This is a genomic window from Endozoicomonas montiporae CL-33 (genome assembly GCF_001583435.1).
In the GTDB taxonomy this organism is placed as follows: domain Bacteria; phylum Pseudomonadota; class Gammaproteobacteria; order Pseudomonadales; family Endozoicomonadaceae; genus Endozoicomonas_A; species Endozoicomonas_A montiporae.
In genome coordinates this window covers 2,281,189-2,305,992 of record NZ_CP013251.1, presented here as the reverse complement: position 1 = coordinate 2,305,992, position 24,804 = coordinate 2,281,189, and the positions used below count along the sequence as shown (strand labels likewise).

Annotated in this window: 24 protein-coding genes and 1 CRISPR repeat array; of the genes, 20 read left to right on the top strand and 4 right to left on the bottom strand. The window is 44.3% G+C overall.

Annotated elements, in window-relative coordinates:
- Nucleotides 1-304 precede the first annotated feature (304 nt).
- From EZMO1_RS10515 to EZMO1_RS27285, 11 genes are all read left to right on the top strand, one after another.
- A complete protein-coding gene (locus tag EZMO1_RS10515; protein WP_145912558.1) occupies nt 305-1,297 on the top strand; it encodes a hypothetical protein in 993 nt (330 codons plus the stop codon).
- Nucleotides 1,298-1,510: 213 nt separating this feature from the next.
- Nucleotides 1,511-2,795: a CRISPR direct-repeat array (repeat unit 36 nt; unit sequence GTTCCGGAACTTCCCTGACTTTGAAGGGATTAAGAC).
- Nucleotides 2,796-3,013: 218 nt separating this feature from the next.
- The gene (locus EZMO1_RS10510; protein ID WP_034873168.1) at nt 3,014-3,559 is read left to right on the top strand and encodes a hypothetical protein; all 546 of its coding nucleotides are present in this window, start codon (nt 3,014-3,016) and stop codon (nt 3,557-3,559) included.
- Nucleotides 3,552-3,872, top strand: a complete 321-nt coding sequence (locus tag EZMO1_RS10505) for a hypothetical protein (protein ID WP_034873167.1) — start codon at nt 3,552-3,554, stop codon at nt 3,870-3,872. The genes EZMO1_RS10510 and EZMO1_RS10505 overlap by 8 nt, the downstream gene beginning before the upstream one ends.
- A gap of 7 nt (nt 3,873-3,879) precedes the next feature.
- Nucleotides 3,880-4,557, top strand: coding sequence for a hypothetical protein (locus EZMO1_RS10500; RefSeq protein ID WP_034873166.1), 678 nt, complete (start codon nt 3,880-3,882; stop codon nt 4,555-4,557).
- Nucleotides 4,558-4,816: 259 nt separating this feature from the next.
- Nucleotides 4,817-5,122 carry a ParE family toxin-like protein gene (locus EZMO1_RS28095; RefSeq protein WP_420809933.1) on the top strand — a complete coding sequence of 102 codons (306 nt, stop codon included), beginning with the start codon at nt 4,817-4,819 and terminating at the stop codon, nt 5,120-5,122.
- A 12-nt stretch (nt 5,123-5,134) separates the two neighbouring features.
- Nucleotides 5,135-6,382 (top strand): B12-binding domain-containing radical SAM protein, encoded by a 1,248-nt coding sequence (locus EZMO1_RS10490; RefSeq protein ID WP_034873164.1) that lies wholly within the window; start codon nt 5,135-5,137, stop codon nt 6,380-6,382.
- Nucleotides 6,382-6,957, top strand: a complete 576-nt coding sequence (locus tag EZMO1_RS10485; RefSeq protein WP_034873163.1) for a dTMP kinase — start codon at nt 6,382-6,384, stop codon at nt 6,955-6,957. The genes EZMO1_RS10490 and EZMO1_RS10485 overlap by 1 nt, the downstream gene beginning before the upstream one ends.
- 118 nt (nt 6,958-7,075) lie before the next feature.
- The gene (locus tag EZMO1_RS10480; RefSeq protein ID WP_034873162.1) at nt 7,076-7,792 is read left to right on the top strand and encodes a hypothetical protein; all 717 of its coding nucleotides are present in this window, start codon (nt 7,076-7,078) and stop codon (nt 7,790-7,792) included.
- A 91-nt stretch (nt 7,793-7,883) separates the two neighbouring features.
- Nucleotides 7,884-9,062: an IS21 family transposase gene (gene istA / locus EZMO1_RS10475; protein ID WP_034873161.1), complete on the top strand. Its 1,179-nt coding sequence runs from the start codon at nt 7,884-7,886 to the stop codon at nt 9,060-9,062.
- Complete coding sequence (gene istB / locus EZMO1_RS10470; RefSeq protein ID WP_034873160.1) at nt 9,062-9,823, top strand: IS21-like element helper ATPase IstB; 762 nt, start codon at nt 9,062-9,064, stop codon at nt 9,821-9,823. Before istA ends, istB begins: the two co-directional genes overlap by 1 nt.
- 13 nt (nt 9,824-9,836) lie before the next feature.
- Nucleotides 9,837-9,998, top strand: a complete 162-nt coding sequence (locus EZMO1_RS27285; protein ID WP_222842221.1) for a hypothetical protein — start codon at nt 9,837-9,839, stop codon at nt 9,996-9,998.
- A gap of 174 nt (nt 9,999-10,172) precedes the next feature.
- Here the strand turns inward: EZMO1_RS27285 and EZMO1_RS10465 are convergent, their stop codons facing one another.
- On the bottom strand, nt 10,173-11,030 hold the full coding sequence (locus EZMO1_RS10465) for a V-type ATP synthase subunit E family protein (protein WP_034873159.1): 858 nt from the start codon (nt 11,028-11,030) through the stop codon (nt 10,173-10,175).
- Between the two features lie 12 nt (nt 11,031-11,042).
- Nucleotides 11,043-12,551 carry a MobA/MobL family protein gene (locus EZMO1_RS10460; RefSeq protein WP_051789412.1) on the bottom strand — a complete coding sequence of 503 codons (1,509 nt, stop codon included), beginning with the start codon at nt 12,549-12,551 and terminating at the stop codon, nt 11,043-11,045.
- 400 nt (nt 12,552-12,951) lie between these two features.
- On the opposite strand from EZMO1_RS10460, the gene EZMO1_RS10455 reads away from it, so the two are divergent.
- From EZMO1_RS10455 to EZMO1_RS10445, 4 genes are all read left to right on the top strand, one after another.
- Complete coding sequence (locus EZMO1_RS10455) at nt 12,952-13,374, top strand: hypothetical protein (protein ID WP_034873158.1); 423 nt, start codon at nt 12,952-12,954, stop codon at nt 13,372-13,374.
- A 338-nt stretch (nt 13,375-13,712) separates the two neighbouring features.
- The gene (locus tag EZMO1_RS10450) at nt 13,713-15,110 is read left to right on the top strand and encodes an IS110 family RNA-guided transposase (protein ID WP_061509440.1); all 1,398 of its coding nucleotides are present in this window, start codon (nt 13,713-13,715) and stop codon (nt 15,108-15,110) included.
- A gap of 48 nt (nt 15,111-15,158) precedes the next feature.
- Nucleotides 15,159-15,323 carry a helix-turn-helix transcriptional regulator gene (locus EZMO1_RS28090; protein WP_082211712.1) on the top strand — a complete coding sequence of 55 codons (165 nt, stop codon included), beginning with the start codon at nt 15,159-15,161 and terminating at the stop codon, nt 15,321-15,323.
- Nucleotides 15,324-15,417: 94 nt separating this feature from the next.
- Entirely contained in the window at nt 15,418-15,633 is a 216-nt protein-coding gene (locus EZMO1_RS10445; protein ID WP_034873157.1) for a hypothetical protein, read from the top strand.
- Between the two features lie 65 nt (nt 15,634-15,698).
- Here the strand turns inward: EZMO1_RS10445 and EZMO1_RS10440 are convergent, their stop codons facing one another.
- The gene (locus EZMO1_RS10440; RefSeq protein WP_034873156.1) at nt 15,699-17,033 is read right to left on the bottom strand and encodes a tyrosine-type recombinase/integrase; all 1,335 of its coding nucleotides are present in this window, start codon (nt 17,031-17,033) and stop codon (nt 15,699-15,701) included.
- Nucleotides 17,034-17,559: 526 nt separating this feature from the next.
- Here EZMO1_RS10440 and EZMO1_RS10435 point away from each other — a divergent pair.
- The 5 genes from EZMO1_RS10435 (at nt 17,560) to EZMO1_RS26735 (ending at nt 24,581) form a co-directional block, all read left to right on the top strand.
- Nucleotides 17,560-18,960 (top strand): IS1380 family transposase, encoded by a 1,401-nt coding sequence (locus tag EZMO1_RS10435; protein WP_061509438.1) that lies wholly within the window; start codon nt 17,560-17,562, stop codon nt 18,958-18,960.
- A gap of 194 nt (nt 18,961-19,154) precedes the next feature.
- Nucleotides 19,155-20,021 (top strand): hypothetical protein, encoded by an 867-nt coding sequence (locus tag EZMO1_RS26750; protein ID WP_034873154.1) that lies wholly within the window; start codon nt 19,155-19,157, stop codon nt 20,019-20,021.
- Nucleotides 20,022-20,256: 235 nt separating this feature from the next.
- Nucleotides 20,257-21,465: a hypothetical protein gene (locus EZMO1_RS26745; protein WP_187300065.1), complete on the top strand. Its 1,209-nt coding sequence runs from the start codon at nt 20,257-20,259 to the stop codon at nt 21,463-21,465.
- 235 nt (nt 21,466-21,700) lie between these two features.
- On the top strand, nt 21,701-22,909 hold the full coding sequence (locus EZMO1_RS26740; RefSeq protein ID WP_187300065.1) for a hypothetical protein: 1,209 nt from the start codon (nt 21,701-21,703) through the stop codon (nt 22,907-22,909).
- Between the two features lie 430 nt (nt 22,910-23,339).
- On the top strand, nt 23,340-24,581 hold the full coding sequence (locus tag EZMO1_RS26735) for a hypothetical protein (RefSeq protein ID WP_187300064.1): 1,242 nt from the start codon (nt 23,340-23,342) through the stop codon (nt 24,579-24,581).
- 15 nt (nt 24,582-24,596) lie between these two features.
- On the opposite strand, the gene EZMO1_RS26730 is transcribed toward EZMO1_RS26735, so the two are convergent.
- The gene (locus EZMO1_RS26730) at nt 24,597-24,740 is read right to left on the bottom strand and encodes a hypothetical protein (protein WP_187300063.1); all 144 of its coding nucleotides are present in this window, start codon (nt 24,738-24,740) and stop codon (nt 24,597-24,599) included.
- Nucleotides 24,741-24,804: the final 64 nt, after the last annotated feature.

The window sequence follows — 24,804 nt, the reverse complement described above, 5'->3', positions numbered from 1 at the left end:
TCATCCGAAACGGCAATATCATAAAAATCTTCCCAGTCGTCTGCATCCCTGTCGTCAAAGTTATCTGACCAGTCTTCGATAAATTCTTCGTCATCCATCATCATGAACCTTTGTTGTTAATTACACACATAAGGCTACATAACGTTTGACCCTGGCAGGGCGTTGGCAAGCTTGTGAGATAAGCCACAAGCTTGTGTAAAACCAATAGTTTCAATGCGCTTCTAAGTTTCAGGGTATGCATTATTTGACCTTGCTTGAAGCTCGACAGCCCTTATGTAAAACATTTACCTGGCGAAATGGCGTTATGGATAAATCATCCTATCCAAAAGTTCGTTACTTCAGACGACACACCTCTGCGGCCATTCAAACCATTGAAGCACTGTCACTCTTTATTCAAAAGCTGGCAACGCATTCGCAGTTTGCATTGGTGCATGGTGAACCTCTGGACACGTTTCCTCAAAGCGAGTGGGTTCGGCGGCTCTGTTACGCCGATGGTGACTACCCCGCCACCCTGGGAAACCAAAAAACAGGCATACTGATCATCGACATTGATGGTTTGGACGTTCCGTATTTTGATGCAAACAGAGAACCAGAAAAGGCCATTGTGGCTGCACTGAAGGCTTTGGATAAACCATTTACCCATACCAGCTGCCATTGGCAGTTGACTGCCAGCCAGAAACCAGCAGGGAATCGCCTGTACGCCAGACTTTTTTTCCTGCTGGACACACCACTGAGCCTTTCAGACATTAAACAGTGGGCAAAAACACAACAAAAAAACAGCTGCATTGATCCGGCTTTATACAGCCCTGCACAGCTGATTTATGTGGCGAGTCCTCAGTTTATTGGTACGCAGGACTGGATAACAAAACGCAATGGCCTTCTGAAAGGGGATCAGGATGACTTACCCTCAGAGATTCTGACTAAAGCCATTACGTCGCACGGGCATCAGCGGTGGCCAACCTATCATCAGGACGTTCGAACTGAGACACGCCTTTTAAATTCAAAAAGATGTGTTGACGACTTTATTCGGTCACGCCGTGGACAACACTGGCTTTCACTCATTGGTGACCATGAAGGCGGAGAAGGTTTTTATCCCATAATACGGAGTTTGACAGCCAGCGCCGCCCGGTTCTGTGGAATGTCATTAGACAAAAACCGTTTGAAAAACATTGTCCGTCAGCACGTCTGGCATAGCGACTCGTCCGGTCACAGTGATGATTATCTGAAAGAGATACTGACTGACCGGTCACTGGACTGCCTGATAGAAGGCGCTGTTCGTAAGTTTTCAACATTCTGAGAACCCTAAGAATGTAACTCATTCAATTTACGGAATCACAAACACCCCGTTTGAGTGCTTTCATGTTATGCTGAACCAGCAGCGGAAGGGGGCAACCCCGCCACCAGGAGAAGAACACCTATGAAAAACCGGCACTTTTTGCTGTATATAACAACAGTAGTGGGCAGCCCCCTTTGCAACCCCATGAATTTAAAGTACTATTTTGGCGGTGGAGTTCCGGAACTTCCCTGACTTTGAAGGGATTAAGACGTTCAATAACTTAGCTAACATATTCGCCTTGTAGGTTCCGAAACTTCCCTGACTTTGAAGGGATTAAGACGACAATCTGGCTCGCCTTCGTCGTGTGATTTTAGTTCCGGAACTTCCCTGACTTTGAAGGGATTAAGACATTTGGACATGCATGTCTCCTTATCTAGTTAAAAGTTCCGGAACTTCCCTGACTTTGAAGGGATTAAGACTTCTGCATTTTCTTCAGGGACAGCGATATTGAAGTTCCGGAACTTCCCTGACTTTGAAGGGATTAAGACCCGTCAGTGTTCTCCGACCCCCAAGGCAGTGAGTTCCGGAACTTCCCTGACTTTGAAGGGATTAAGACGCGGTAAATCCGGTTGTATTCGTCCAGCTCCGCGTTCCGGAACTTCCCTGACTTTGAAGGGATTAAGACGCGGTAAATCCGGTTGTATTCGTCCAGCTCCGCGTTCCGGAACTTCCCTGACTTTGAAGGGATTAAGACCATAACAAATGCTTCCAGCGGACGTGCCTTGCGTTCCGGAACTTCCCTGACTTTGAAGGGATTAAGACGTTTTAGATTCGTGCATAAGCACTTCCAATCTAAAGTTCCGGAACTTCCCTGACTTTGAAGGGATTAAGACTTCCTCACCGCCCCGGACGCAAGACGGTCAGTGCGTTCCGGAACTTCCCTGACTTTGAAGGGATTAAGACGACGCGGGACTGAACGAAGACGTTGCCACCGCAATGTTCCGGAACTTCCCTGACTTTGAAGGGATTAAGACGTCGCTGTCCTTGCTGCCTTAAACTGCAAAGGATTATTGTTCCGGAACTTCCCTGACTTTGAAGGGATTAAGACTGCATAAGCACCTCCAATCTAAAGTTAAAAGAAGTTCCGGAACTTCCCTGACTTTGAAGGGATTAAGTCTCGACCGAACAGTGGCGTGGGTTCTTTCAACCGTTCCGGAACTTCCCTGACTTTGAAGGGATTAAGACTCCTGCCGTGGTTCCGGTTTAACGGCATTCAGTGTTCCGGAACTTCCCTGACTTTGAAGGGGTTAAGACACTGCTTCAGACTTGAAGCAGGCAAAGTCTTTGTTCCGGAACTTCCCTGACTTTGAAGGGATTAAGACCATGGTGATCGCTGCAACGGGGTTCGGTGTCTGTTCCGGAACTTCCCTGACTTTGAAGGGATTAAGACCTGCTCAACTCTCTGTTGAGTACCTGCAAAATCGTCCCGGAACTTCCCTAACTTTGAAGGCATTAAGATCAAAGGACACCCTGTATAAAGAGTTAGACTCTGTTCCAAAACGCCCCTAATCTTTTCCATACACATTCAATCAAGCTGCTCATATTCGGTCAAAAAAACGTCAGATCTATCAGTCATTATATTAATTCCGTCGTATATTAAACCGAGGGATTTACAAGCAGATGGCTAGCTGCCAAAATTCCGTTATTACAAAAATAATGAGATAGGGAAGCTCTGTGATGTCCACAGGAAGTCAACAAAAATTAGTCTGGTGGGATATAGCCAAGTTCAGAGAAACCGGTGCCAGAAAATTACCACTTTTTCACGGGCTGGTTTATCTGATCATAGCCCTGCTCACCTGGGCTCTGGTCTTTTTCTTGTTTTTAGTACCCAAATTACTAAAAGGCGAATTTGGAGATTCGTTAGCAACTGGCTTTTTCATCACTCTATTCGGGTTTATTATTTTCGCCTATGGGTATCTCTCAGAAACTTACGACCTGATAAAGAAAAACAACCTGAAAAGGTATCCTGTTATATGGCTCGGTTGCTGGTCAGTCTCGGGCTTTAGATCTATCATACTCTTTGTTATTCCTGCCTATTTTATAGTCGCCCCAATATATCAACAGTACCCATATAATGCAGAAGACCTTTTGCTTATCGTTCATGGGGCTCTGTTTCTCGGGCTTTATCTTTCCCAGCGAAAAATCAAGCAGACTTTCTTTTTAGAAGAAGAAAGTAACAACGAAAAAGAAGATCAACCATCAAAGGAGGACAACAATGCGTAATCTTGTTGCTGTCTTAGCTTTTTTTCTTGCCTCCACGACCGCTGCAGCTGACCTGAGTGTCAAAGAGCTACAACATGCCTGTCGTCAGTTAGTAGAACAAGAAAAAGCATGGTTCCAGAATTTGACAACCTCAAAAGAAGAAGCATTTCTTGCTGGTCGGTGTGAAGGGGCTATAAAAGCAATTGTTGAGGACAGTCGTTACTGTCATTTATCCAGAGACAAGTTAGTCAGTGCTGCCAAAAGCATTGCTGAATCACAACCATCCTATTCCACACCAAAACATATTCGCACAGCCTTGAAATGCGAAAGGTAATAAAACAGTGGGAAATGTGAAAAAGTACAGCGCCACACGTTTGGTAGCGGACGCACTGAAGATACGTAAAGAGCTAGTGCCCGAGTCTTTACGTAACAAAATTGACACCTACAAAAATAACAAGACCATTCCACCTGAGATGTTTGAAGAACATCAGGGGGCACATAATAAAAGCATTACCTATAAGCAAGGCAACCTGACGTTTATCAGAAATCTTATTATTCTCGATACTCTCTTTGATAACACTAAGAAAGTAAATCAACTCATGCTCGGCTCACTCAGCCAGAAAGAAAAAGAAGTAAAAGTTAATGAACTACTCTCGGTTCTGGAAACAAAGCGAAATATACTCAATGCACTAAGCCCTAATCTGGACTCATTTCGGTCTTTTCTACTCAAAGATAACGTAAACCTTCACAAAACTGAGCTACCCAACCCCTTTGCAGGCAAGCAATCCATCAGCCAGCTCCTGTTTGCTCAAATGAATAATAAGGTCGAAAATGAGTTGAGCAGCTATGACACCATTTTAAAGTCATTTTATGCAGGCTCTTATCAGAAAACAGAAAAACTATTGAACAATTTGCCAGAGACAACTCTCATGCAGCCTGAATACCGCCTTCTGGCCGACATAGTTGGTCGTGAAATTGCCAGTGCCAAATCCTACCATTCTTTTCTGAAAAATTTATAAATCTGCCCTTTTTTGTGGAGTCCACAATTTCATACTAATCCTGTCCGCTGTTGAAATGCAGTGGAAGCAGGAGCCATCAGAAACGATTTCCTGTCACGTTCTACCAGCTGAACATCTGTTTTATTCAGCTACAAACCACCAGTGTGACGATGGATGATTGATCTCATTCTCTATCACCTGCTGAGTAAAAAGGAACTTTCGAAACGTGATGGGCATCTAAAAGAGGTATTGCTCAAGGAAAGGTCCAGGCTTGACAGGAATGATGGAACTAAAAAGGGCAATAGGGATGATACGCTACACGGACCCCACGACTACAACAGAGAAAAAATTATGGCGGACGCTACCAACCTCTCAGAAAGTAAGAGCTACAAAAATCTGTGATGACCTCTCAAAGGGAAAAACTTACCACTATCTGGGAGGAAAAAAGCTAATCAGAAAACCCAGTATTGTTCGCTTTAAGTTAGGCCGAAGATACCGCTTGATTTGCAAACTGTACTGTAAAAAACTGAGTCCCTTTCAGATATTAACTCACGAAAACTACAACAAAATGTATAAAAAGCTGTAAACGGAGTGGCTTATGAAACAAGTACTTAATGCTCTTATGGTGACATTTGATTTCAGTCAACGCGGAAAAAGCGGCACAGGATTAGCAGCCGCTTCTCTTATGTCAGCGTGCCGGAGCCATGAAAAATACCACACTTCATTTGTCATTGAACACCTGGCGATCACTATGCCCGAGCAAATGAAAGAATCACTATCTCACATGGAAATCTTTAGTCGTATTTCTAATCATACGGATCTCCGAAGACTGGATAATTTGATTCTGGCTTGTTACGTCTGGAGCTCTAACATCATTAATCCACTGATAGCACTATGCAGGGAAAAAGGCTTTAACGGAAAAGTCATACTGGGTGGGTATCAAATACATAGAAAAAACTGCAAGGAGCTTTACCCTTACGGTGATATTTACATCCCGGGTTACGGAGAAGCATCATTACCTGAAGCCATAATGGCCGAGAAGTCTATTACTGCCCAGATTATTGAACAACCTGTTAACTTTGAAGTTCTGCCGTCGCCCTTTCTGGATGGCTCGTATGATCTCAAACCCAATAACGAAATGCTGCATTGGGAAACATCCCGTGGTTGTCAGTTCAAATGCAATTTCTGCGCCCACAGAGATCTGATTAGTAACGGTGTTCACCTCATGAACTTTGATAAAATCAAAGCTGAGCTGAGGTTATTCAAAGCATTCAATGTGAAAAAAATTAATGTACTCGACCCGGTTTTTAATCGCGGAGATCGATGCAAGGATATTCTGCGCTATGCTGCATCGATAAACTTAACGTCTTTACTTTCACTTCAGGTCAGGTTTGAAATGATTGATGAAGAGTTCCTTGGACTCTGTAAAAAATTAAACGTTGAATTAGAGTTTGGTCTTCAAACCATTATTGAGGAAGAATATAAACTCATTGAACGACCGAATAATATCCCGAAAATTGAACAAGCGATAAAGCTGTTAAAAAAACTTGATCAACCCTTTGAAGTCAGCCTGATCTACGGACTTCCGAACCAGACATACAATAGTTTCAGAAAAAGTATCCAATTTCTTTTAGACCGCTGTGATTGTGTCATTAAAGCTTTCCCACTGATGCTTCTTGAGGGAACTGGGCTGATAGAACAAAAGGATAAATATGGGCTGAAAGAAGGAATTATTGATAACAGTAATATTCCTCATGTTGTTGCAAGCAATAGTTTTACCCGATCTGAATGGGAAAAAATGGATCGTCTGGCAAAATCACTGAACACCACCAGGGAGGCAGCATAATGTTTATTGCAATTGAAGGACTTGATGGCACAGGAAAATCAACACTGACAAAAGCATTGGCAGAACACTTAGGCATGGAACACCTCACCACGCCTTCAGGCCGCTACAAACCCGTCCGTAAAGAAATTGATCGTATTCATTACAATGACCCTTATGCCAGACAGCTGTTTTATGCATCTACTGTGATGCAGCTGTCCAATACAGTTGGTCGTAAGCTCAACGATGGTCACTCTGTGGTTGTTGACCGGTATTGGCTGTCAACACAAGTTTACCATCACTGGAAAACATCAGGTAATAGCCTGCCTCTTCACGATGTTGAAAAAAAACTGATTGTTCCTGATTTAACGGTCTACATCCATGTTCCATACAGGGAAAGGAAAAAACGACTGAAATCTCGGGAGAGTAATACATCAGAGGATATCAAAACGCTTTCGCCCAGTGCAGACAGCACACTTAACGAATTCTACAGGCTGGCGTTACAAAACAATCAAGTAGTAAATCAATGGTTAGAGGTTGATGGAAAATCTCCAATAGAATTAATTGTTCAGAGGGTTTGCAACGAACTGCATCTGTAGAGAAGTTGTACATTCAGGAGGCTAATCTCGTTAGCCTCCATTGCTATTAAAGACACTTGTGATGTACATTAGCTCTTAACCACTTCTTAAAATAAAAAATTATAGTGATGAGTTTTACATGTATTTTAAGTTAGATGTTAATGTTTACTCGGAAGGTGAATTATTAGAGATCGCCAGTGATAGGCCTGCACGTTCTACTCCAGAAGGTGTTCTTGGAGTTGTTTATCGTGGCATGGTTTATCCTGTCTATAAAACAGAGTCTGATGAGCTACTAATCAAACTAGATGATAATAGCTATGAACGTGACTGTTGTGATTTCTGGGATGACTCTGTACCAAGGGTGTATGCATCAGCTCCAACTCCTGAGCTGCCTAAAATTAAGTGGTATATTGAGTCAAATTTCTACGGTCATTACTTTGTTTTTGATGGCGATGAAAAATTACTCAAAGAGCTTTTGAATAATCTGGAATACGCTGAGTTCTGCGTCATTCGTTCAGGTGTAAGTTTTCGCCCAGCTGATGATGGATATCAGTATGATTGGTTTATTCGTATAGATAAGAATGAAGATAGAGATGGATTAATTGAATTTCTTGAATCATTACTTTCGTCTGCGCATGTTTTATCAGAGCCTGCTGAGTCAACTAATTTAATGGCAGAGGTCCTTAAGGCTCTGCCTGACTTTCTGCGTGATGCTGTGAAAAAGAAGGGATTAGATAACTCTTCAGTTCAAGAAATTATATCATGGTTAGGGACCCAGTTTTGCCATATAAAGGATGAGACCGAAGCGGCTAAGCAACAGATTGTAGAGCTTCGCCATTGTTACCTCCGCCAATAAATGACCCCAAATCACCGGTTTGAAATGACCTCTCGATTTACCACTTCATGGCCGAATCCCATAGTGTTATCAGCACTCAGGAAAAGGAGCCATGATCAACCGAGAGGACTACCTTATGATAAAGCAAGCCAGAGACAAAGGCTGCTATCTTGAGGACATTGCCTGCCAGAGAGGTTGCTCTGTCAGTACCGTCAAGAGAGCCCTGCAAAGGCAAGGACCACCACCCAGACGCAAATCCGGTGTTCGCCAGAGTAAGCTTGATGATTTCAAATCCGTCATTGACGCGTTACTGGCTGAGAATGTCTGGAATGCCGAGGTCATATTTGCCGAAATCAAAGGGCAGGGATATGCCGGTGGCATCACCATTTTACGGGACTATATCCACCCTAAACGCACCCTGCGTGAAAGCAAGGCGACCACCCGTTATGAAACGGCTCCCGGTCACCAGTTGCAGCACGACTGGGGAGAACTGCAGATCGAAGTTGGAGGTGAGCTTCGCAAAGTTTATGTCTCCGTTAATGTTCTGGGCTACTCACGCCGCTTCTATGCCTTTGCTGCTTACAGCAATGATTCGGAACACACTTATGAAAGCCTGATCCGGGCGTTCGAGTGGTTCGGGGGTTCAAGTGCGCAGGTACTGGTTGATAACCAGAAGGCTGCAGTTCTGGAGCATCCTGGTAACGGACAGGTGAAGTTTAATGAAGGTTTTCTGTTGTTGTCTCGACACTACGAGTTTCAGCCTAAAGCCTGCAAACCCTACAGAGCACAGACCAAGGGAAAAACCGAGCGTATGGTGCGCTACGTAAAAGAAAACTTCTTCCAGCGCTATCGCAGCTTTGAAAGCCTTGAGCACTTGAACCAGCAACTGGGAGACTGGCTGACCAACGTAGCAGATGAACGCCATCATGACACTCTGAAAGAAAAAGTGGCTGACCGCTTTGCTAAAGAACAGCCGCACCTTCAAAAGCTACCGGATATTCGTTATGACACCAGCTACCGGGAAACACGACGTGTGCCGGTTGATGGTTACATTAATTTTAAGACGAATCGCTACAGTGTTCCCAGTACTTTGGTTGGTCAGCAAGTCAGTATCCGCATGGGACTTGACCGGCAGCTACGGGTTTATGGCCCGGACGATACCCTCGTTGCCAGCCATCTGCTGGTTGACGCAAAGAACCGCTGGGTACTCGACGCCACCCACCACCGTGCCCTGTATGACGAGATCAAGGTTGAAACCCGTGACCTCAGCCATTATGAGGAGGTGGTGTGATGGAACAGTTAACGACACTGGTCAATCGCCTTAAGCTTGACCACCTGGCTGACAACCTTGATACCCTGTGTGAGCAAGCCAGCAAGAAAGACCTGAATTACCGGGAGTTCCTGGTAGAAGTGCTTTCTACTGAGTGGGCTGGCCGTCACCAGAAAGGGCTTGAGAGTCGTCTAAAGCAAGCCCGGTTACCATGGCTAAAAACATTAGAGCAGTTTGACTACAGCTTTCAGCCGACCGTTGACCGAAAAGTGGTTCGGGAACTCTCCGGTCTTGGTTTTGTTGATCGTGCTGAAAATGTCGTATTACTCGGACCGCCAGGTGTTGGTAAAACACATCTGGCAATAGCTCTGGCTGTTAAGGCAGCAGAAGCCGGACATCGGGTTATGTTCATGAGCCTCGACAAGCTGATGACTACGCTGAAAAAAGCGTTGCAGGAGAACCGGCTTGAAAGACAGATGCAGCAACTGATGTACCCAAAGCTGCTGGTACTGGATGAAATTGGCTACCTTCCTATGGATCAGGATGAAGCCAGCCTTTTCTTCCGACTCGTGACTCGCCGTTACGAAAAGGCAAGTATCATCCTGACCTCGAATAAGAGCTTTGTCGACTGGGGCGAGATCTTTGGCGATCAAGCCATAGCCACTGCGATCTTGGATCGGCTACTGCATCATGCGACAACTCTCAATATCAAAGGTGAGAGTTACCGCCTGAAAGAGAAGCGCAAAGCTGGATTACTGAAAGGCACTTCTGCCAAGAAATAAACCTGAAAACACAGTGAACTTAACCGTTGAAAGCGGGTCAAAAGTGTTGCTGAAAACGGGTCATCTCAAACCGGTGGAAGAAGGTCATATTAAAGCGGAGTTAACACATTTCTCTGATCGCAGCTTTACTACTGCCTGCCAGCTCATTGGCTACAATATTTGCATTAACCAGTGATCAGATGAATTTTTGGTTCTGGCTCTCTGCTATCAGTGTAACCGTTCTTACTGCTCTTGCAGTCGTATCACCACCATTAGCAAAATATATAAAAGACAACTATTTAAGGCGATAACAACTTAATTAAATATAACTTTGATTTACCCCGGTAATCCCCCCATTTCCCTCTGAGATTTACAGTCCAGGGGGAAGAACTCTCTTCGCATGCTCTTCTTTACCAGCTATTCGATCACCCAATAGCCTCCTCTCCTGATTTACAAAATCAACCCACCACTTTATTCGTTGATCTTTCGATGCTGCAGGCTCCATCAGAAACCAAACTGACAGCATATGAATTAGACGCTTGACTGCCGTAGATGGCGGATTCATACCTTTCCGCCAGCGATAGGCTGCATTCTCATCTCTGCCCACATAAAAAGAAAAGTCTTTTTCTGTGTGAGGCTCCAACAAATCTGCGAATAACTCAATATGCGGATCAGAAAGAGGCAGCGATTGCACAAGGAAAGGCATCTGATTGGTCAAATGAACTAATAACGCGAGAGGTAAATCCACAGCATTTCCCGGTTTTTTAGCTACTGGTAATTCATCTTCTTTACCCGATGACAAGGGGCGTCTGCGTGGCTGGCAGGCTTGAAGCTCATCCCGTTCCTTTTTAGCACACTCACTGCGACATTCCTCTTCCAGAGCTTCAATCTCGGTATCAATATTCTCTAGATTTACCTTTAATTCTTTGTCACGGCTATTTTGAATTTTATTGATAATGTCATGTCGCTGAACCTCTAATTTTTTTATTTTTTTCTGATATCTGGAGCGGATTTTCTCTGTGGGATCTTTGGTGTATTCATACCATGCAGCAACTGTGAGACCATAAAACCAGCTACTATCAATGACCGACAACCTCAGCTTGCTGGCAAGCATTTTCAAATCTCTGCCTACTACGGGTAAACGGCTTTCCGGAAGGCTAACAAATGGATTACTCTCTATATCAAAATCATCAGGAATACTCAGCGACATTGGATGGCTTATTTTCATAGCTCCTTCTCCTTAAATGCCCATACCGTAATCTGAATCATGTTTTCTACGCCTGCGCTTTTTAACCGTGGTTGTGGGTTTCGGTAGTTTATTTCTTGCTTTATTCTCAGAAGCAGTATTTACACAATCTTGGGATACCAGCTTCTTCTTAGATTTCACAACCTCAGACCCAAGATTTACTCTAGAATTCTGTTCCGATCCTATACTTTTCCTTGAAAGGATTACTTTTTCAAGAGCTTTAAACACATTCGAAAAGCGTGGATAATTAAATATCTTATTTAACCATGCTACAACGTTCCGCTTTAACTTAAGAAAATCATCATCTCCTTTATTAATCACATCTAAACTCCTCATCACTCTTGAAGAAGCATCTTCTGAGTTATTAAATTCTCGACATAATATCTTACGTTTTTCTTTATTTCCTGAGAGTTTATTCTCTAAAAAAACCTTTGATAATTGAAAGCATTTCACTGATTGCAAGTTAAAAGCCAATACAGGGATAACGACTTTTATCATAAACTGAAAGCCGATGCTCTTTTTCTCAAAATCACTTTCTCGTTTCAATCGTTCAAATGACTCATTTAACTCCGGATATTGAAAAGCAACATTTCTTATTGTTATTTCTTTACCTCTTCCCTTATATAAAGCTATTTTGGACAACTCGTAATAAAGAACTTCAAGTTCATTATCAAAATCAACTAGTTTATCTAATTCTTTATTATACGTTCTAGCCAATATATTTGATTCAACTTTGGTTTTATAAAACCGATATTGGATAGAATCTTTAGGAGGGGCTTCTTTATTTTCATATATAATCTTAACTTTCTCACTATTCTGTTCTTTCAGGGAGGTACTTTTAACAAAAAGATTGTCTTTATCAATTATAGTTTTCTCATGAGTGCTTAGATCTTTTTCATAATAAAGCTCTAACTCACTATTGATGACTCTTTCAGCTATTTTACGAATTTCTTTTTTTGAATTAACTCCATACTGGCATAGATTTATTTTCCTTGCACCGCCTTTGTCTGGAGCTTTTTTGTTGTAGCGTTTAAAAAACTGAGCTAGCGGCCTTGATATATCATCAAGAACTCTTTCTGAAATCATGAGATGTATATGAGGTTCGTTACCTCTCGTCCCCAAATGAAAAGCAACTGTTATGGGAAACCTCTTTCCGGCATATCTATAAAGTTTAATGATTAACTTTTTAGCTATACGCCGATGCCTTCTATGGGAAAGGCAACGAGGCAGCGCTAGCATAATCCTACGACAGAGCCTTCCATTAGATCGCTCGTACTTATCCGCTGCCTGACAAAAAAGAGTCACAACATCATCAGTTTCCTTCACATCAGGAAATGCAGGAAACCCCATAAAAATAAAATCAATGAGAGGATCTTTTTTTCTTTTGTGCCTGCTGGCTTTGGACTTGCAATAGCCTATTCGACGATCATATCGTGATTTTGCCTCTGCCGATCCTCCATCGCAGCTTTTTACAGAGCTGATACTGCAACTGAAATACGTCATCACTTTTCCTTAAGCAATCATTCATATACTAATTATAGAGTATTTATATACAATACAAATATATTTTGATCCTTATAATCAGTCTCTATGAGAAACCATAAAGTGAATAGGAGAAAAGCAGGTATTTTTAATCACTCAACTTATTTATCAACATATCTAAACTAACTTATTATGTATCAATTACAACATCCAGCCCAAATCCTGCATCTTATTACATATAATCCTAACCATTGATAATGGCACTCATATAGAAAGCCAAAGAATCCATATAACATGCCTCACGTTTAATAATTGATATATCATATAAACAATTAATAACAAATAATTATTTGTATTATTTAACTTTTACATCAAAAATTATTTATAGGGAGATCAGCAATGGACTAAAAGGAGTTTCCAAATGAACCCAAAATCAAACAACCAGCAAAAAGGTACAGAAAAACCACAATGGGTGGACCAGTTAGATCGACTTAACGAAAACATTAAAGTCCTAGAAGAAAAAAAAGCTAGAACCTTAGAGTCACTAAAAAAGAAACGAAACAAGATCAACAGGCTCAGAAATAGCGCAAACAAAAAAATCATCAGCCTGCTTGGTTCAATGATAATTGAAGCCATTAAGAAAAGCAGTATAAAACCATCTCTAGTTTCAAACCTAATCAAAACTCACATTACAAATAAAACCGAGAGAAACAGGTTAAGAAATAAAGAGATTTTCAAACCAGAACTATATCCTTTCTTATACAAAAATGATGATAATAAGAGCGACGATTTAGAAAGCAACCAAACTAAAGAATCTCAACCAAAAGATTTCAAACCTTTATGAGGTGTTTAAATCAAACAATCAATCATTTGAAAACATTAAAAATAAATTTTCGGGAGAAAGATCATGAAACTTGAAAGCGCTCCAAGCCGGGCCCCCGGCTGAACATCTATGAGTAACTTTTCTCCCAACTACTGCCTACATGCCTATGATAGAAAGGAAGACATATCCGGACCAGAGACCGTAAACACACTGGTGCCTTTTGCCCGTTTGAAAGCGTGGTCGGGGAGCTGGCGACAACATCACTGATGACGCAATATGCGATCTCGTTCGGAAGAATGCGAATCATCGACAGCCCCATATCCGGATATGCCTTCGCACGGAAGTATAGAGGGTAAACCATGTCTCGCCGCAGCAAATCCAACCGTTCCCATTCTGACAGAGTCAAAAAGCGTATTGCTGGACATCTGGAGAAAATCAATCTCTTTGCCGCCGGTATTGATATCGGGTCAGAGTCACACTTTGTTGCAGTGCCAGAAGAGTTAGATGAACAACCGGTGCGTTCGTTTGGCTGTTTTACCGCAGACCTTGAAGCTATGGCTGACTGGCTCGTAAAGCTTGGCATTACCACCGTTGTGATGGAGTCAACCGGAATTTACTGGATACCTGCATTTGAAATACTGGAATCCCGGGGACTTGATGTAAAGCTGGTCAATGCACGACATGTAAAGAATGTTGCCGGACGTAAGTCTGATGTTCTGGACTGCCAATGGCTTTTGCAGTTACATACTTACGGGTTGCTCAATGGCGCGTTCCGCCCTGATGAGCAGGTTTGCTCTTTACGATCTTATAGACGACAACGTGACACTCTTGTTGGCTACCGTGCTTCCCACATCCAGCATATGCAAAAGGCACTTCGACAGATGAATCTGTTACTGGATAATGTGGTGACTGATATTACCGGAAAAACCGGTATGACTATTATCCGCGCCATACTGAATGGGCAGCGGAATCCTGTGGAGCTGGCCAGATATCGTGACAAGCACTGCAAAAAATCCGAGGAAGAAATCGCCAAATCCCTGAAGGGGCATTACCGGGATGAGCATGTATTTGCTCTGCGGCAAGCTGTTGAACTTTACGATACTTATGATGAAAAAATCAGGGCTTGTGACAAAGCTCTGGAACAGAAGCTCAACACATTTGACAGCAAAGATGATAAAGACTCTCAAAAGCCTTCTACGCCAGATAAGCCTTCAAAAAAACGGAAGTCCCGTTGCGCTCCAGACTTTGATGTGCGTTCAGAGCTCAACCGGGTGAGCGGTGTCGATCTGACTGATATCGACGGCATCGACGAAAATACGGCTCTGAAGATTGTTTCAGAAATCGGTTTGGATATGAGTCGATGGCCTTCCGCTAAACATTTTGCCTTCTGGTTAGGGCTCTGTCCCGGAACCAAAATATCCGGTGGTAAAGTTCTGAACCGGAAAACCAAGCGTTTGCCAGGCGCAGCCGCAACAGCATTCAGGTTGGCGGCTTATGCACTGGCCAACTCAAAAAGCGCCCTGGGTGCCTATTACCGTAGAATGCGAAGCAAGCTTGGTGCTCCAAAGGCGATTACGGCAACAGCGCATAAGCTGGCAAGGCTGGTTTACAGTATGCTCAAGCATGGGAGCCAGTATGTAGATGAAGGTCAGGAATACTTTGAGCAGCGTTACAGAGAAAGAGTTTTAAAAACCCTGAAGCAGAAGGCTAAAGATATGGGCTTCACATTAACGCCGGTTGAAACCGCCGTCGGTTAGGGTTGTTTTAGCAACCGGCGAGCTCATGGGGAGTTACTCAGAAGATTAATCCACCTGGACGAACTAAAAGAAACAATTGGAGTCAGCAGATCTACCATCTATCGATGGATTAAAAATGGTTCATTTCCTGCTCCTTATCATCTTTCAACTGGCACTGTAGCTTGGAAGCACTGTGAAATCATTGATTGGCAAAATGATCTAAAAAAGAATTAGCGCAATCAATCTTAACTTGTTTGACAAATCAACTCCTCAACCTGTAATACAAAATAGCTACTATTTAAATAAATTTGACGGTATGTAGAATACGATGAATAAAATACCCAATCATGATAAATCGCTTTTCAAGCCACGTCTTTTGACTTCAAGCGAACTGGAATCATTGAAGCAAAATACTAAAGAAGCAATAAAGCTGGCTGAAAGCATCCTGGGACCAATGCCTGAGTGGCCATCAACATCGGACCCTGATTATAAACAAATTGAAGAGGACTTAGAAAAATCAGCAGATCAATTGGATAAGTTGTAGTAATTCAGACCTGATCTGACACTTTGCTCTACTGATAACTGACGGTAAAGCCAGAACATATCCTGTTACAGGGAATCTAAGTAATCACACCACGTCTGCAGCCACTCCCTACACTGAGGCTCAAACCTGTGCTGATTATAAACCCCTTCCATCCCCTGCTGTACATGCCCTAAAACAGCCTCACTCACTTCGTAAGGGCACTGCATACGGGCCAGCCCGGTTTTTACCGTTCTTCTCAGATCGTGAGGAGCCCAGCCATCTAAAAATTTTGGTGCCAGTTGCTCGACTGAGTACTTCCGGTTATAAGCAACTTTTTTTGGATTTCTTAATGCCCACAGGGTCTCAGTAAGTGACTTTTGTTTCAAAGGACGTTTTTTAACGCTTGTTTGAAAAGGATAAAATCCATTCACCTTTTTTAAATTTGTCAGCAGTGATACAGCCTGACGGGAGAGCTGGACACTTCTGGGAATACTATTTTTGGGGTCAGGTATTTGCCAGACAGCATTTTTAAGATCAATCTCAGACCATTCAGCATTGCACACCTCTCCGGTACGAGCACCGGTAAATAATGCTAGATAAAGAACATTCTTTTGAGTTTGGGAAAATCCTGATTTGGGTAGCCAAAAAAGGAATTCTCTGAGTTCCTTTTCCGAAAGATATCGGCTTTTTTTCTTTGCTGTCAGTTTTCCTTTATGAGCTCGTATTAGCGTTTTTTTTGCCTGCTCAACCGGGTTTATAAATTCATCATCCAATTTACCTGTGCCAATGGCATACTCATAAGCTGCATTCAACTCTCTCATCACGTTGCCTGCTTGAACAGGCGCTCCGCGACTAATAATACGGCTTATCAGTTCAGTAACATCTTTTTTAGTGAGTGCAGAGGCAGGTATATTTCCTATCACTTTCGTAACATCAAACTCCAGGGTTCTTCGAACTTCTTCTTGCCCTTTTCGATTACGGGCACCTGAAATTATTTTTCCATTAACGTTTTTAGATTCAACATGCCCTGTGAGGTACAATTCTACAAGATCATGTACCTGAAATCTGTTTTCCGCTTCTTCTGCCTCAGCTTTTTGTAAATCGGCCTGTTCGGACTCTCTGGCTTTTTGAAGGTACAGCTTGGGGCACTCTCCCTTTTCACGAATCAACTTTAACCGGCGATGCTCAGACCTTGCGTCGAGCAGTGACATTTCAGGGTAGTGACCCAGCGTAATTTGAACTAGCTTTTGAGTCACAGGGCTTCTAAAGCGGTAGATAAATGACTTTCTGCCCTCCTTGCCACATGCAACCCGTAATCCAGTATGCTGTGCCGTATCTGCCCTCACCTCCCCGGGCTTCAGAGTGACAATCCCACGGTTCGTTAGAGGTTTTTTGTGCTCTTTGTTATTATTTGCGCTCACTAAAGCCAGTCCTCAATCATTCTGGTTATCCATTGTCATCATGCCATTAGCGGATATCACAACAGTGTCATTATCATCGGCCTCGAAGTCTTATTACCTGGCCCGAAAGGCTTTATCCGCAAGGCCTGACGACATTCAGTATAGGTTTTTACTGTTATCAAATTCGAACTTCCTTTTAGGTCGAAAAACCTATACTAAAACCTATACTAGCAAACGCGCTACACCACATATTGTTGGTCTTGTTTGGAACTTGATGAGATTGAGCTCTAACGTCCAAATAGCTGTAAACCCCATGAATTACGTTGCTTTCAGAGAGATTAATGGCAAATTCCGAAGATAAGACTGACGTTCAGTTATCGAAACACACCCCGATGATGAATAGGTACTTTGGTGTTGTTTTTATTGGTTTTTTATGTGATATACCCTAACCCGAATATTTCATAAAAGGAGGCAAGTTCCGCCCAATCACTTGATATAATTGGGTCGACCAAAAGAAAGCTTCGGAAGAAGCAAACCGGAACTTGCCATGCCCAAATCTACACAAGAACAGCTTCGTTTTCATCCCTCAAATGGAAAAACCATCCGGGCATACTTCAATGGTGGGGAGTTATCTTCTGACTTTGGCACTCTGCTGCTACGGGAAACCATTCTGCAGAGCGGTCTTATCTGCAAAATGACTGATGCCATCAATGACAGACGCCATCAATCCTATATCGACCACTCCCTGAAAGAACTTCTGGTTCAGCGGGTTCTGCAAATGGCCTGCGGCTATGAAGATGCCAACGACAGTAACCGTTTGCGTAAAGACCCTATGTTCAAACTGGCCACTGGTCGCAATCCGTTGGACAGCGATAACCATCTCGCATCAGCGCCCACTTTTACCCGGCTGGGACAATCTATGACCCGCTCCGACATTTACAGGATGGCTGAAGCATTTGTGCATCACTTTATCAGCAGTTACAAGCTGCCACCTCCGGTGATCGTTATCGATCTTGATCATACACCGGCCATTACTCATGGTGGCCAGCAGATGAACCTGTTTAATGCCAAATATCAGGACTACTGCTACTTGCCCCTGATGATTTTTGAGGGACTCAGCGGCAAGCTGATTACGGCGATTCTTCGTCCGGGGAAAACCCCAACGGGCAAGGAAAATGCAGCCATTCTCGAACGGGTCATTCGGCTGCTTCGGAAAAAGTGGCCGAAAACCCATCTACTGGTTCGGGGAGACAGCCACTTCGCTCAACCAGAGTTAATGTGGGTGGTTCAGAATGCCCCTCATTCGGATTATGTCCTGGGCAAAGGTGCAGGCCACAAAACGGCTTTGCGGCCAAAAGCCAAAGAGTTGTTGGATGAAGCGCGTCAAGCTCTGAAGGTCAAGACTGAGCTGGCAAGACTGAACAACATGCCAGAACCTGATCGGCTCAGACTTTACGGGGAAGCAGAATACCAGGCCAAGAGCTGGAAAGGTCTCGATACCCGGATAATTTACAAGGCGGAGGTCAACCAAAAAGGCGACAACCCTCGTTTCATTGTGACGTCGATGAAGGAAGCTTCTCCAGAGGTAATTTATGAAGAGCTTTACTGTCCAAGAGGACAGGATGAGAACTTCATCAAACATCTGAAAAGTGATCTGTCCGGCGACAGATTGTCCGATCAGGGCTTTTTGGCTAACCATTTGAGAATGTTTTATGCCTGTGCCGCTTATGTTTTGCACTATGAGTTAAGAACCAAGACTTTGAAAGGTACGGAGCTGGAAAAAGCGCAGCCATCAACGGTGATCATGAAGCTCTGTAAAGTTGCAGTCAAAGTGGTTGAATATAAAGACCGAATTAAACTTCATCTGCCGCGTAGCTGCCCATTCAAGAGGCTTTTGCAGCATGTGACAGAAGTCTTTTACCAGATGCCGATACTTCGACCGGGGTAGCAACTTTCATAAGACTCAATCAAGGTACATAGCAACCAGATGAAAGAGCCTTGGGGCTTTCCGTTATCCTGAAATAGCAGGATTCGTTGATTAGCGTCTAATCTGTAAGCAAGTATGGGCTGCAATGTCTTTCACATGGTTAACAGAGCAGCAGGCTTGCGGAAAAGTCCAAAATTAAGAGGATGGGATGGTAGTTGCTGCTTGTTTATGAAATATCCGGGCTAAAGCGTAATGAAAAACTTTCTGCGATTCTGACTTATTTCGCCGCAGAAGCGGGCGCAAGGACTGTCGGGAGCACTGTATCATCATTAATGCTAAGACAAACAGGTAGTACGAGCATTACGCCTGTCCAGTATGACTATCAACAATACAGAAAGCTTTCAATACTCACTGGTTTGATGGTAGGCGGCATCTTTTATGAAGCATTAATTAAGAGGGGCTTTAGTAATGTAGAGGCTGCACTGGCCTTTATGATAAGCGCGTCTGCAACAGGTTCTAAATCAGCCGAAGCGTCTACATCCATGCTTGGTATGAACGACCGGTTAATAAACTTAACCAAATCCAACGTCGTAATCGAAATCTTGACCAGAGCCGCAATCTTAGCCTTATTCTTAGGCGGAGCCGGAGCCGGAGCCGGAGCCGGAGCCGAAGCAGGAGCCGAAGCCGCAGTCGCAGTCGGAAAGGTAGCCGGAAGCTTTGCAGGAGCCGGAACCGGAGCCTTAGCAGCAGTCTTAACAGGAGTTTTAGCCGCAGACTTAGCCGTAGACTCAGCCGGAGCAGAACCCACACCCGAAGCCATATTCTTAGCCGAACTCATAACCGGAGCCGGAGCCTTAGCCGTAGCCAATACCGTCAATTGGAAGATAAACTCAAATAACCTGGCTGTCAGAGCTTCTATTACCTTGGCCCTGGCCCTGAATCTTGCCCTGTTTAACAGCTTGTCCAATTACGCCATTTACGGTGATCCTATTGAGTATTCGCTATCAGAGACAGCCAAAACTCAGTGGAAAAAATTCTATGCGCCCCTGGACTATCTTTCCACTTTGTTTAACGCAATGTAACTATTCAGCAACTATTCAGCCTGATATTTTCTGCTTCACCTTGCCGTTCCCAACATCCTGCCTGCTGCCGTTATTGTTGACCACCCATGCCCGACATAGCAGGACAAATAGTTTCAGTAATTCTGTAATGCCAAACTCAATATGGCTGTTTGATGGCAAAACCGGCTGCCCGGAAATCCAAGGTCAACTCATTTATGATCTACATTTAACTCTCAGTCATTTACAGTGCATCATCATGAAATCGCCATTCAAACTATTTCCGTTGCTTTTTTGTCTGATTGCTGTTTGTTCTTTGGCAAGGGGCGATCTGTCCAAACAGGACGATTTTACTTTTCTGGAATACTATAAAAAAAATACCACCGCGGTAGAGTCTGGCCTCGAGCTGTTGGGCAATGTGGCAGGGGTATCGTTGTCAACCCTGGTTACCATGGGTATCTGGCATGGTGTCTGCCAAACACCCGGGATAGTCTCGGGCCTGACCAGGCGATTCGGGTTGAACAGCAATGACGAAGAAGATCTGGCTGAACTCAGAAACCATTTTTGTCTTCAGCTGACTCCTGTCATTACAACCGCTGAGATGGCGCTTGCAGGGCATGTCTCACCCTGGCCTTTAGAGCAAATCTGGTGGCAGCCATTACGCCTTGGAGGTGCCGCTGTGGTGGTGGCTTATCAAAACCGTAATGAAAAATTGTATCTTCCTGCGGTTCTGACTTATTTCACCGTAGAAGCGGGCGCAAGGACTGCAGGGAGCACGGTATCATCATTAATGCTAAGACAAACAGGTAGTACGAGCATTACGCCTGTCCAGTATGACTATGAACAATACAGAATGCTTTCAGTGGTCACTGGTTTGGTGGTAGGCGGCATCTTTTATGAAGCATTAATTAGAAGAGGCTTCAGTCCTGCAAAGGCTGCACTGGCCTTTATGATAAGCACGTTTGCAACAGGTTCTATATCGGCTGTAGCGTCTACATCCATGCTTGATATGGACGGCCGGTTAATAGCCATAGCCGGAATCAGTGCCGGAATCGGAGCCGGAGCCATAGCCTTACTCTCAGTCGGAGTCGGAGCCGGAGCCGGAGCCTCAGCCGAACCCGTAATCAGAGCCGGAGTTGCAGCCGGAGTTGCAGTTGGGGCCGTAGCCGGAGCCGGAGCCGTAGCCGGAGCTGAATACGGAGCCGCAGTCGGAACCACAGTTGGAACCGTAGCCTTAGCCGTAGCCTTACTTACTAACGCCAGTTCGAAGATAAACTCAAATAACCTGGCTGTCAGAGCTTCTGTTACCCTGGCCCTGGCCCTGAGTTTTGCCCTGTTTAACAGCTTGTCCAATTACGCCATTTACGGTGATCCTATTGAGTATTCGCTATCAGACACAGCTTGGACTCAGTGGAAAAAATTCTACGCGCCCCTGGACTATTTTTCCACTTTGTTTAACGCAATGTAACTATTCAGCAACTATTCAGCCTGATATTTTCTGCTTCACCTTGCCGTTCCCAACATCCTGCCTGCTGCCGTTATTGTTGACCACCCATGCCCGACATAGCAGGACAAATAGTTTCAGTAATTCTGTAATGCCAAACTCAATATGGCTGTTTGATGGCAAAACCGGCTGCCCGGAAATCCAAGGTCAACTCATTTATGATCTACATTTAACTCTCAGTCATTTACAGTGCATCATCATGAAATCGCCATTCAAACTATTTCCGTTGCTTTTTTGTCTGATTGCTGTTTGTTCTTTGGCAAGGGGCGATCTGTCCAAACAGGACGATTTTACTTTTCTGGAATACTATAAAAAAAATACCACCGCGGTAGAGTCTGGCCTCGAGCTGTTGGGCAATGTGGCAGGGGTATCGTTGTCAACCCTGGTTACCATGGGTATCTGGCATGGTGTCTGCCAAACACCCGGGATAGTCTCGGGCCTGACCAGGCGATTCGGGTTGAACAGCAATGACGAAGAAGATCTGGCTGAACTCAGAAACCATTTTTGTCTTCAGCTGACTCCTGTCATTACAACCGCTGAGATGGCGCTTGCAGGGCATGTCTCACCCTGGCCTTTAGAGCAAATCTGGTGGCAGCCATTACGCCTTGGAGGTGCCGCTGTGGTGGTGGCTTATCAAAACCGTAATGAAAAATTGTATCTTCCTGCGGTTCTGACTTATTTCACCGTAGAAGCGGGCGCAAGGACTGCAGGGAGCACGGTATCATCATTAATGCTAAGACAAACAGGTAGTACGAGCATTACGCCTGTCCAGTATGACTATGAACAATACAGAATGCTTTCAGTGGTCACTGGTTTGGTGGTAGGCGGCATCTTTTATGAAGCATTAATTAGAAGAGGCTTCAGTCCTGCAAAGGCTGCACTGGCCTTTATGATAAGCACGTTTGCAACAGGTTCTATATCGGCTGTAGCGTCTACATCCATGCTTGATATGGACGGCCGGTTAATAGCCATAGCCGGAATCAGTGCCGGAATCGGAGCCGGAGCCATAGCCTTACTCTCAGTCGGAGTCGGAGCCGGAGCCGGAGCCTCAGCCGAACCCGTAATCAGAGCCGGAGTTGCAGCCGGAGTTGCAGTTGGGGCCGTAGCCGGAGCCGGAGCCGTAGCCGGAGCTGAATACGGAGCCGCAGTCGGAACCACAGTTGGAACCGTAGCCTTAGCCGTAGCCTTACTTACTAACGCCAGTTCGAAGATAAACTCAAATAACCTGGCTGTCAGAGCTTCTGTTACCCTGGCCCTGGCCCTGAGTTTTGCCCTGTTTAACAGCTTGTCCAATTACGCCATTTACGGTGATCCTATTGAGTATTCGCTATCAGACACAGCTTGGACTCAGTGGAAAAAATTCTACGCGCCCCTGGACTATTTTTCCACTTTGTTTAACGCAATGTAACTATTCAGCAACTATTCAGCCTGATATTTTCTGCTTCACCTTGCCGTTCCCAACATCCTGCCTGCTGCCGTTATTGTTGACCACCCATGCCCGACATCATAGGGACGACATTAAGCGAAAGGCCTTGGCAAATAAGGCCTGCAGATAGGCTCACAGGTGACGAGTCTTGCAAGGGCTTTCGCTCAGGTCGCATTATATGGCTCAACAGCAAAGTTCATGTTTATCCCAGTCATAGCTGTAGGCCTTGATTACCAAAGGATTGCTCTTAATGTCGTCCCTATGTGCCCGACATAGCAGGACAAATAGTTTCAGTAATTCTGTAATGCCAAACTCAATATGGCTGTTTGATGGCAAAACCGGCTGCCCGGAAATCCAAGGTCAACTCATTTATGCTCTACATTTAACTCTCAGTCACTTACAGAGCATCATCATGAAATCGCCATTCAAGCTATTTCCGTTGCTTTTTTGTCTGATTGCTGTTTGTTCTTTGGCGAGGGGCGATCTGTCCAAACAGGACGATTTTACTTTTCTGGAATATTATAAAAAAAATACCACCGCGGTAGAGTCTGGCCTCGAGCTGTTGGACAGTGTGGCAGGGGTATCGTTGTCAACCCTGGTTAGCATGGGTATCTGGCATGGTGTCTGCCAAACACCCGGGATAGTCTCGGGACTGGCCAGACGATTCCGGTTGAACAGCAATGACGAAGAAGATCTGGCTGAACTCAGAAATCATTTTTGTCTTCAGCTGACTCACGTCATGACAACCACTGAGGTGATGCTTGCAGGGCATGTCTCACCCTGGCCTTTAGAGCAAACCTGGTGGCAGCCATTACGCCTTGCAGGTGCCGTTACGGTGGCTTATCTAAAGCGTAATGAAAAACTTTCTGCGATTCTGACTTATTTCGCCGCAGAAGCGGGCGCAAGGACTGTCGGGAGCACTGTATCATCATTAATGCTAAGACAAACAGGTAGTACGAGCATTACGCCTTTCCAGTATGACTATCAACAATACAGAATGCTTTCAGTGGTCACTGGTTTGATGGTAGGCGGCATCCTTTATGAAGCATTAATTAAGAGGGGCTTTAGTAATGTAGAGGCTGCACTGGCCTTTATGATAAGCGCGTCTAAAACAGGTCTTATATCAGCCGAAGCGTCTACATCCATGCTTGGTATGAACGACCGGTTAATAAACTTAACCAAATCCAACGTCGTAATCGAAATCTTAGCCAGAGCCGCAATCTTAGCCTTATTCTTAGGCGGAGCCGGAGCCGAAGCCATAGTCGCAGTCGGAACGGTAGCCGGAAGCTTTGCAGGAGCCGCAACCGGAGCCGTAGCAGCAGTCTTAACAGGAGTCCTAGCCGCAGACTTAGCCGTAGACTCAGCCGGAGCAGAACCCAAACCCAAAACCATATTCTTAGCCGAACTCATAACCGTAACCGGAGCCTTAGCCGTAGCCAATACCGTCAATTGGAAGATAAACTCAAATAACCTGGCTGTCAGAGCTTCTTATACTCTGGCCCTGGCCCTGAGTTTTGCCCTGCTTAACAGCTTGTCCAATTACGCCATTTACGGTGATCCTATTGAGTATTCGCTATCAGAGACAGCCAAGACTCAGTGGAAAAAATTCTATGTGCCTCTGGACTATTTTTCCACTTTGTTTAACGCAATGTAACTATTCAGCAACTATTCAGCCTGATATTTTCTGCTTCACCTTGCCGTTCCCAACATCCTGCCTGCTGCCGTTATTGTTGACCACCCATGCCCGACATAGCAGGACAAATAGTTTCAGTAATTCTGTAATGCCAAACTCAATATGGCTGTTTGATGGCAAAACCGGCTCCTCGGAAATACAAGGTCAACTCATTTATGATCTACATTTAACTCTCAGTCATTTA